Genomic DNA, 9,757 nt, shown 5'->3' on the forward strand with positions numbered 1-9,757 from the left:
ATGAGCGAAGACAACGAGGTCCTGCTGGACCGCGACGGCCCGTTCACCACGATCACCATGAACCGCCCCAAGCGCCGCAACGCCCTCTCGCGGGCGTTCCTCGCCGACCTGACGGCCGCCTTCCGGGCGACCGCAGACACGGACGCCCGCGGCATCGTCCTGGCCGCCAACGGCCCGGTGTTCTCCGCGGGCCACGATTTCTCCGACATGGCCGGCGCCTCCCATGGCGACGTCCGCGACCTGCTGCAGGTCTGCACGGAGCTCGTGCGGACGATCCAGTCCGTCCCGCAGGTGGTCGTGGCCCGCGTGCACGGCCTCGCGACCGCCGCCGGCTGCCAGCTGGTCGCCAGCTGCGACCTGGCCGTCGCCGCCGAGAGCGCCGGTTTCGCCGCGCCCGGCGGCAAGGGCGGCTGGTTCTGCCACACCCCGCTGGTGGCGATCTCCCGCAACATCGGCCGCAAGAGGGCGGCCGAGATGGCCCTCACCGGCGAGGTCATCGACGCGCGGACGGCGGCCGACTGGGGCCTGGTCAACTACGCCGTGCCCGACGCCGACCTGGACAAGGCCACCCTCGACCTCCTGACGCGCGCCACCCAGGGCAGCCCGCGCAGCAAGGCCCTGGGCAAGCAGGCGATGTACGCCCAGCTGGACCGCCCCGAACACGACGCCTACACCTATGCGATCGAGGTGATGGCCGCCACCAGCCAAACCCCGGAGGCCCAAGAGGGCATGCGGGCTTTCCTGGAGAAGCGCCGCCCGACCTGGCCCGCCTGACGCAAGCCCCGCCCCCTCCCGCGAGGCCGTGTGTGATGCGGAAGGTGATCAGCGGCCTGAGCCGGGAGGGGGCGTGGGGGCGGAGCCCCCCACATCGGGGGTCCGGGGGTCGCCCCTCGGAAGAAATGCCGGAAGAGGAACGGTCCGCGCTTTCCGCGGACATGGATCGGCCACCTCTGTAGGGCGGGCGGGACTCGAACCCGCGACCGGAAGATTATGAGTCTTCTGCTCTGACCAGCTGAGCTACCGCCCCGAGGCCGTTCCCCCGGGTGACGGTGGGGGTTTTGCCGGTGCAAGTTTAGCGGCGGCGAGTGGTGGCGAGCGCGGTGATGTCCTCCTTTTGGCGGGGCGATGTCATACCAGGAGGCGAGTGACGGGCGCGGTGACCGGTCGGTAGGGTCCCGCGTATGTCCAGACGCATACTGGCCCTTGTTCCCGTGGTTGTGGCGCTCGTGTTCTCGGGTGCGTGCGATGGCGGGTCGGACGAGCCGGCGAAGAAGGCGGATTTCGACGCCGCGCAGGCGCTGCGGGAGTCGGCGCAGGCGATGGGCGCTTTGCAGAGCGTCGGGTTCTCGCTGGAGTCGGACGGGAAGACGCCGGTCATCGTGAAGAGCGGCGACATGAAGCTGCTGCGGAGCGGGGACGCGCAGGGGACGCTGACGGTCGAGCAGCAGGGCCAGAACGTGGAGATGAAGGTCGTCGCGCTGGGGGACAGCATCTACCTGGACGCGGGGACGGGCGGCTGGCGGAAGCTGCCGAAGGCGCTGGCGGCGAGCGTGTACGACCCGTCGGCGGTGCTGGATCCGCAGCGGGGCATCCCGATGCTGCTGACGTCGTTGAAGTCGCCGGAGCCGCAGGCGGTGGAGAAGGTGGGCGGCGCGGAGGCGTACCGGGTGGGCGCGAAGCTGCCGAAGGCGCAGATCTCGGAGCTGATCCCGGGGATCAACGCGGACCTGGACGGCCAGGTGTGGGTGAGCAAGGCCGACCACCGGCTGGTGAAGGTGCGCGGGAAGTTCCCGAAGGGCGGCGCGGTGGTCGTCTCGTTCACCGAGTTCGACGCGCCGTACAAGATCAGCGCACCGAAGTAGGCGGTCGGGGTGAGGGTGCGGCGCCGGGTCGCCATCGGGGCGGGCGGCGCGGTGGTGCTGCTGGCCGCGCTGGACGCCTATGTGGTGACGACGGTCCTGGTGCCGATGGTCAAGGACGTCGGGATCCCGATCAACCGCCTGGAGCGGGTGACGCCGGTCCTGACGGGGTTCCTGCTGGGGTATGTGGCGGCGATGCCGCTGCTCGGGCAGCTGTCGGACCGGTTCGGCCGCCGGCCGCTGCTGCAGGCGTGCCTGGTGTTCTTCGCGGCGGGGTCGGTGGTGACGGCGCTGGCGCAGGACGTGCCGGTGCTGACGGCGGGCCGGGCGGTGCAGGGCGTGGCGGGGGGTGCGCTGCTGCCGGTGACGATGGCGCTGGCCGGTGACCTGTGGGAGGAGCGGCAGCGGCCGGTGGTGCTCGGCGCGGTCGGGGCCGCGCAGGAGCTGGGCAGCGTCCTCGGCCCGCTGTACGGGGCGGGGGTCGCGGCGGCACTGGGCTGGCGGGCGATCTTCTGGATCAACGTGCCGCTGGTGGCCGCGGCGATGATCGCGGTGCAGGCCGCGGTGCCGGGCGGGCGGCGGGAGGGGCCGCGGCCGGGCGTGGACGTGGTCGGCGGCCTGCTGCTGGCGCTGGGCCTGGGGCTGCTGGTCGCGGCCGTCTACAACCCGGAGCCGGAGGAGTCGGCGCTGCCGCCGTGGGGGCCGCCGGTGCTGGGCGCGGGCGCGGCGGTGCTGGCGGTGTTCGTCCTGTGGGAGGTCAGGGCGAGGACGCGGCTGCTCGACCTGTCGGGGGTGCGGCGGGGGCCGCTGCTGGCGACGCTCGGGGTGAGCCTGCTGTCGGGCGCGGCGCTGATGGTGACGCTGGTGGACGTGGTGCTGGTGGCGCAGACCGTCCTGGACAAGGACGCCGCGGAGGGCGCGCTGCTGCTGACGAGGTTCCTGGTGGCGCTGCCGGTCGCGGCGGTGGCCGGCGGGCTGGTGGCGCGCCGGGTGGGGGAGCGGTGGCCGATGGCGGCGGGCATGGCCGTCTCCGCGGGCGGCTACCTGCTGATCGCGGGCTGGCCGGCCGATCTGGCGGACGCCTCGTACGGGCCGCTCCCGCGTATGGACGTCGATCTCGTGGTGACGGGGCTCGGCCTGGGCCTGGTGATCGCGCCGGTGTCGTCGGCGGTGCTGGCGTTCGTGCCGGCGGCGCGGCACGGGGTCGCCTCGGCCGCCGTGGTGGTGGCCAGGATGATGGGGATGCTGCTCGGCGTGTCGGCGCTGTCGGCGTGGGGCTTCTACCGGTTCCACGCGCTGACGGCCGAGCTGAAGCCGCCGCTGCCGTTCCTGATGTCGAAGCGGGAGTTCGCGCGGCAGATGGAGGTCTACAACGCGGCTCTGCAGGAAGCCCTGCGCACCGAGTACCAGGAGATCTTCTGGATCACCGCCGGGATGTGCGCGCTCGGGGCGCTGCTGGCGCTCGCGGTGGGCGCGCGGCGCCCCGCGGGTCCGGACGATGACCCAATTCGGTCATCAACCCGGCATATGGGACGCGATCCGGGAAATGATTCGGCCAGCGGCGATGTGCCGATCAACGAACTCGGGAATATTCTCGGTAAAGAAGGCTGAAGAGCCTCTTGCCGGGAGGGCGCTCCCCGGGGAGGTGAACGCAGATGCGCAGGTCAGGCATCCGCCGCGGAGGCACGCCCGTGGCCAGGCTGCGGCGTCGGCTCGGGCTGGAGCGGAACGAGCTGCGCCGCCGGGTGGACCGCGTCCAGCGGCTGGTGGCCCTGGGGCTGCTCCTGCTGCTGCTCGGCACCGCGCCGCCGGTCGCGGCGCTCGCCGTCTCCTGGTCCTACAGCGCGGGGATGCACGCGGAGAACGCCGAGCGGGCGAGCCGCCACCAGGTGGTCGCCACCGTCACCTCCACCGGCGGGATCGGCTCCTCCGGCGACCGCTACATCCACGAGACGGTGCAGGCGACCTGGCCGGGCGTGAACGGCGAGCCGCGCGTCGGGACGCTGCCGAGCTGGAAGAACGTCAAGGTCGGCGCGCATAGGACGATCTGGATCGACCGGCACGGCAACCCGACCGTGCGCCCCCGCCCGCACAGCCGGACGGTGACCGACGCCGTCTACGCGGGCGCCGCGGCCGTCCTCGGCTGCGCGATCCCGGTGCTGTTCGCCTATGTGCTCGTCCGCCGCCGCTGCGACCGGCACCGCGACGAGATGTGGGACGCCGAGTGGGCGCGGCTCGACGCCGCCGGCCACAACCCCCGCTCCTGACGCCGGCTACGGGACGAGCATCGCGCGGGCCGTCTGGATCAGCACCGCGTTGTCGTCGACCGGGGAGCCGTCCGGGAGGGTGAGGGTGTCCTCCAGCCCGATCCGTACGTCCAGGTTGTGCCGGACGGCGAGGCGCAGCACCGGCCAGGCGCCGCCGTCCTCGCCGTGCAGCAGGATGGGGCGTTCGTGCCCGGTGCCGATGGCGTGCAGCAGCGCCTTGGCCGTGCCGAGGGCGCTCTGCGGGTCGGTGTCGGTGACCTCGGCGAGGACCCGCAGCACGCGGTGGGCGTGCGGCCAGCGCAGGAACCACTCGGCGGCCTCGGTGCCGGAGAAGATGCCCGCCTCGACCGCGACGCCCCGTTCCAGCAGCGTCTCGGCGACCAGTTCGGCGCCGGCCTCGTGGAAGTTCACCGACGCGTGGTCGGGCAGGACGGTCCAGGACCGGATCAGCGCGGCGCGCTCGGCCGGGTCCGGCTCCGCCCAGGCGCCCGTGGTGACGCCGACGCGGATGTTCGGGGTCGCCGCGCGGACGGCGGTGACCGTCTCGGCGACGTGGAAGGCGTCCAGGGTGTCGGCGCCCGTGCCGTCCTTGGGGTGCAGGTGCGCGTCCTGCGCACCGACGTCGGCGGCGGCGCGGACCGCGGCGGCGACCTCCTCCGCCGAGACCGGCACGCCCTTCGTCCGTGGACCGTTCGGGCAGACCTGGAGCATGGTCCGATCTTCTCAGGTAGGGGTCAGGGGGTGATGACGCAGGGTCCCCCTCCGCACACGTCCACGACCGTCCCGGTCTTCAGGAACACCGCCTTCTGCCGGCGGGCGTCGGGGTTGTTGCGGGGGTCGGAGTGCGGGTCGCGGCCCTGCGTCGGCGGTGTGTTCGTCAGCGGCGGCGCAGGGGAGCCGCTGTCCCAGACGACCATGGCGGAACCGTCGTAGGAAGACCCGAAGGTCGGGATCCCCCAGTAGGGCGCCTTGTCGGGGTTGCGCCCCGGCAGCACGGTCGGCGCGTGGATGCGGGCGCCGATCGTGCGGGCCTCGACCTCGGCCGCCACGGGCGCCACCTGGTGGTCGCCGAACGCCACGTGCATCAGCACGCGGTGCTTCGGCGTGTTGGGCAGCGGGTCGTCCGTCATGTGCCAGGCGTAGCCGTCGGCCTCGCCGCGGTCCCACAGCATCTGGATCAGCGCGATGCCGATCTGCTGGTCGAGCTTGTCCGGGTAGAACAGGTCGAGGACCTGCGCGTACTGGGGGAAGTCGGCGCTGCGGTTGAGCAGCGTGCTGTAGTTCATCGCCGGGACGCCGAGGACGGCGCGCCGGATGTCGGGGGAGACGGCGGTGAGGGCGCCGCCCATGATGCCGCCCTGGCTGTTGCCGTCGTAGGTCAGCTGCGCCTTCGTGTCGATCAGCGACCGCCCCGCACCGTCCTGGAACGCCTTGTTCCCGGCGAACCCGCGGGTCATGGCGCGGCCGAGGAAGGTGAAGTCGAGGAGGCTCTGCTGGAGGCGGTCGGCGACCGTCCGGAACCGGGTGAGGTCGGCGAGCGCCGTGATCACGTTCGGGACGTCCTCCTCGGACATGCCGATCCACCGCGTCGCGCAGAAGACGAAGCCGTGCTCGGCCGCCATCGACTTGACGTTCCCCGCGTCGACCTCGTCCTCGCCGCCGAGCAGCCCGTGCCCGTAGAGGGCCGGGCGGGCGGGGGCGTCGAACGCCGACCTCGGGATCTCGCACTGGAACGGGACGGCCTGCGAGTTCCCGGGAAGCTGCTCGGGCTGCCCGTCCCGGCCCCGGTGCAGGGACGATCCGGGCAGGCCGCCGTACTGGTCGAGGTAGCTCGGCGCCCAGACGATGCCCTTGACCTCGCGCGCGATCCGCTCGTCCACGTCGTCGGTCACCTGCGTCACGAAGAACGACGGCGACCGGTCGCCGAGCTTGCGGAGCGCCTCGTCGCGCATGTGCAGGATCGGCCCGGCGAGGCTCTGCCGGCTCGCGACGGTGAAGTCCCACGCGAGGTAGAGGCCGTCGCGGCCCACGCCGTGCGCCTTCAGCGCGGCGAGGACCTTGCGCTCGTCTCGCTGCCGCTGCGCGAGCGGGTCGCCGGACGGCAGGTCCGGGCCGAGGATCTTCGCGAACGCCGCGTTCGGCGGGATCGGGTTCCCGGACGCGTCGCGCAGGTTGCGGAAGGCGACCGCGTAGTGGTGGCCCTCCCGGAAGTTCTTCGCCGGACGGACGATCAGCGCCTTCCGGTCGGCGGGTGCGTTCGCGTCCAGCTCCGCCCAGTACGGCCAGCGCTCGCCGGTCGCGGTGTCCACGATGACGATCGGGGCGTCGGCGCGCAGCGAGGAGCCGATGTCGGTGATCGGCGCCGCGCCGGTGCGGGTGAGGTCGACGCCCGGGACGCGCAGGAGCAGCGGCGATCCGGGGGAGAAGCCGTCCGCCCGGTTCCACTCGCCCGGCGACACCGGGACGCCCAGCGCGTTCTTGATCGTCGTCTTGAGGTGGACGCGGCGGCCCGTCGCCGTGCCCCCGTCCGCCACCGTGTACCAGTCGCTCGGGAACGGCAGCAGGCACGCGGCCGGGTCGATCGGGTCGCAGCCGTCGCCCGTCCCCGCGGACGAGGCCGGCGCCGGCGGGACGGCCAGCAGGGCGACGGACGCGGCCGCGGCCGCCAGGGCCGAGAGCGTGCGCTGGGGGAGACGCACCGTCCACCTCCGGAAGATCCACGGCGTTCAGCGGGATCTTGGTCTCACCGGAGGCCGAGGTCAATGGGTGTCCGATGGTGGCCACGGTGTTCGTCGGCCGAGGCGGGCCCGAAGGAGCGCGGCACGACCGGTTCCCCAGCGCCTCCTCGATCGTCTCGACGGGGTCGCCGAGCGGCGCGTAGACCGGCACTCGGGGACGACGAAAAGGCGGGCGCCGCCCCCCGGCGAGGGGAGGCGGCGCCCGCCGCGTTCGGCGGAACTTCACAAAGGAGGCTCCGGGCTGGGGCTCAGCGGCGGCGCCGGCCGCCGGGCGGCTCCTCGTCGTAGCCCTGCTCGTAGCCCTGGTCGTACCCGTGCTCCTCGTACCCGTGCTCGCCGTAGTCGCTCTCGCGGAAGGTCGGGCCGGCGTAGGGCTGCTCGCCGGAGCCGTACGGCCCGGCCGCGTACGGACCCGACGCGTACGGGTTGGGGACGCCCGGGTCGACGGCGTACGGATCAGCGGACTGGCGCGGCCCGTACGGGCCCGGAGCGTAGGGACCGGACGTCCTTCCGCGGCCGTCGCGGTCGTACGGCTGGAACCGCTCGGGCGGGGGCTGCTCGTCCTGGAAGGGCTCCCGCGCGAACTGGCCGCCCGGCTGCCGGCCGGTCGAGTACCGGCCCGTGGGGTACGGGCTCTCCGGTGCGCCGGGCCGCCGGTCGGCCGGCCACGGGCCGGTCTCGTACGGCCCCGCCTCGTACGCGCCCGGCTCGTACGGGCCGGGGGCGGGGCGGACGTCGCCGAGCCCGGGGCCGCCGGCCGGCACCACGCCGGGGGGCAGCGGCCCGGCCGATCCGGGCATCGCCCCCGGCGGCGGCGCGGGGCCCAGTTTCGCGGCGACCGGGCGGTCCGGCGGCGCGTCCAGCAGCAGCTTCATCTGGCTCTTCCGCCGCCCGTACGCCAGGTACAGGGCGATGCCGACCGCCATCCAGATCGCGAAGTACGCCCACGTCTCGACCTTGAGGTTCAGCATCAGCCAGCCGATCGCGAGGATCGTCGCGATCACCACGAGCGGCGCGGCGGGCATCCGGAACGGCCGGTGCAGGTCGGGCTGGGAGTGCCGCAGCGCCAGCACGGCGGCGGCGACGAACAGGAAGGCGAACAGCGTCCCGATCACGACGAGCTGCTCCAGCGTCAGCACGTCGATCGTCTGCGACATGACGACCGCCGCGCCGCCCGCGAGGAGGGTGGCGCGGGACGGCACCTTGTACCGGCTCATCGCGGCGAGCGGGCGCGGGAGCAGGCCGTCCCGGGCCATCGAGAACACCACCCGGGTCAGGCTGATCACCACCACCAGGATGACGGTGGTCAGCGCCAGTACCGCGCCCACGTCGACGATCTTGCCCATCGCGCCCGCGCCGACCTCGTCGAACGCCGCGGCGATCAGCAGCTTGTCCGGGTCGAGCTTGGCGAAGCCGTCCATGCCGACCATGCCGACGAGCGCGATCGCGACCGCCGCGTACAGCACGATCGTGGTGAGCAGGGCGGTGAGGATGCCGCGCGGCACCTTGCGGGGCGCGTCGTCGGTCTCCTCCGAGGCGGTCGCGATGAGGTCGAAGCCGATGTAGGCGAACGCGATGGCCGGCGCGGCGGCGAACAGCCCCCAGACGCCGAACACGTGGGGGGTGCCGCCGCCGAACGCGCCGAGCACGGCGTCCAGCACCGTCCGGTCGCCCTCCGGCGCCGGCTGCGCGGGCGGGATGAACGGGGTGAGGTTGCCGGAGTGGAAGAACTTCAGGCCGGTGGCGATGACGAGGCCGATCACGATGACCTTGGCCATCACCATGTACCACAGCGTCTTCAGGCTCATCCTGCTGCCGGTGGCGAGCATCAGCACCACCAGCAGCAGGATGAAGAAGGCCAGCACGTCCGGCCCCTTGACCTGGCCGATCACCTCGCCCAGCCAGCCGGGTACCGGGACCCCGAAGTCGTTCAGCGCCTGCGTGAAGTACAGCGACCACACCCGCGCCAGCACCGACGCCGCCAGCAGCAGCTCCATGATCAGCGACCAGCCGACCACCCACGCCCACACCTCGCCGAACGCGACGTAGCTGAAGGAGTAGGCGCTGCCCGCGACCGGGATGATCGAGGACAGCTCGGCGAACGCCAGCGCGGCCAGCACGCACACGCCGCCCGCGATGAGGAAGGAGATCAGCACGCCGGGACCGGCGGTCGAGCTGGCCTGCTCCCCGGCGATCTTGAAGATGCCGGAGCCGATCATCACGCCGAGGCCGAGCACGACGAGGTCGCGGGTCCGGTACACCACACGGAGCCGGTGCCGCCCGCCGTAGAGCCGGCCGGTGGCCTGCTCGACCGGCAGCCGGCGGAACATGTTGTTGCGCATGCGCATGTCCAAGGTCATGGTGGTCCCCCTTGGGCCTGGGGCCATGCTGAACCCGCGCCGCTGTTCGCGAGGTGATGGCTTGTCGAAGTCCCTAAGAATTCACCACGTATGAGCATAATCGCAACGTTTTCGCGCGGATCGTTGCCGTCTCGTCGTTGTCGCATCCTGCCAAAGCGCAGGTCGGCGACGTGCCGCAGCGGCTCCCTCACGCTCGGGTGACCGGTCCCCGAACACTTTTCTAATGGAGCGTTCCGATCGAATACCCCCAATTTCCAATGCGGAAAGCGCTTTACGATCTCTGCGGGGCCCGCGTCCGAGGTCGGCCGGTGCGGACGGTGGCATCGGGCGAAGATCGGTGACACCGTAGGGACGCCGCGTTCGTCTGGAGGTCCGGTGTCCCGCTCCCCCTCGCCATCGTCCCCGCCCTCGCCCGCGAAGCCGTCCGCCCGCCCGAGTCCCGGGCCGTCCCGCGTCCGGCGCCGCACGGCGCTCGCCGCCGCGGTGGCGGCCGCCGCGGCGCTGGCCGTGCCGGAGCGCGCAGTCCGGGAGGC

7 protein-coding genes and 1 tRNA gene are annotated in these 9,757 nt (G+C 72.9%); 4 read left to right on the forward strand and 4 right to left on the reverse strand.

All coding sequences use genetic code 11. The features are described 5' to 3' along the window. The gene (locus ABTW95_RS32790; protein ID WP_396446967.1) at positions 1-774 is read left to right on the forward strand and encodes an enoyl-CoA hydratase-related protein; all 774 of its coding nucleotides are present in this window, start codon (positions 1-3) and stop codon (positions 772-774) included. A gap of 179 nt (positions 775-953) precedes the next feature. Here the strand turns inward: ABTW95_RS32790 and ABTW95_RS32795 are convergent. Beyond that, positions 954-1,027, reverse strand: a tRNA-Ile gene (locus ABTW95_RS32795). Between the two features lie 154 nt (positions 1,028-1,181). Here ABTW95_RS32795 and ABTW95_RS32800 point away from each other — a divergent pair. From ABTW95_RS32800 to ABTW95_RS32810, 3 genes are read left to right on the forward strand one after another with little or no spacing between them, the layout of a single operon-like run. Further along, on the forward strand, positions 1,182-1,862 hold the full coding sequence (locus ABTW95_RS32800) for an LppX_LprAFG lipoprotein (RefSeq protein ID WP_396446966.1): 681 nt from the start codon (positions 1,182-1,184) through the stop codon (positions 1,860-1,862). Positions 1,863-1,871: 9 nt separating this feature from the next. Continuing rightward, positions 1,872-3,470 (forward strand): MFS transporter, encoded by a 1,599-nt coding sequence (locus ABTW95_RS32805; protein ID WP_396446965.1) that lies wholly within the window; start codon positions 1,872-1,874, stop codon positions 3,468-3,470. Positions 3,471-3,514: 44 nt separating this feature from the next. Beyond that, entirely contained in the window at positions 3,515-4,126 is a 612-nt protein-coding gene (locus ABTW95_RS32810; protein ID WP_396446964.1) for an Rv1733c family protein, read from the forward strand. 6 nt (positions 4,127-4,132) lie between these two features. On the opposite strand, the gene ABTW95_RS32815 is transcribed toward ABTW95_RS32810, so the two are convergent. From ABTW95_RS32815 to ABTW95_RS32825, 3 genes are all read right to left on the reverse strand, one after another. Further along, positions 4,133-4,837, reverse strand: a complete 705-nt coding sequence (locus ABTW95_RS32815; protein WP_500228318.1) for a 3-keto-5-aminohexanoate cleavage protein — start codon at positions 4,835-4,837, stop codon at positions 4,133-4,135. Positions 4,838-4,860: 23 nt separating this feature from the next. Continuing rightward, positions 4,861-6,825, reverse strand: coding sequence for a hypothetical protein (locus ABTW95_RS32820; RefSeq protein ID WP_396446962.1), 1,965 nt, complete (start codon positions 6,823-6,825; stop codon positions 4,861-4,863). Between the two features lie 287 nt (positions 6,826-7,112). Further along, positions 7,113-9,224 carry an APC family permease gene (locus ABTW95_RS32825; RefSeq protein WP_500228319.1) on the reverse strand — a complete coding sequence of 704 codons (2,112 nt, stop codon included), beginning with the start codon at positions 9,222-9,224 and terminating at the stop codon, positions 7,113-7,115. Positions 9,225-9,757: the final 533 nt, after the last annotated feature.

The sequence above is a fragment of the Spirillospora sp. NPDC127506 genome (assembly GCF_040302145.1).
Classification (GTDB): Bacteria; Actinomycetota; Actinomycetes; order Streptosporangiales; family Streptosporangiaceae; genus Spirillospora.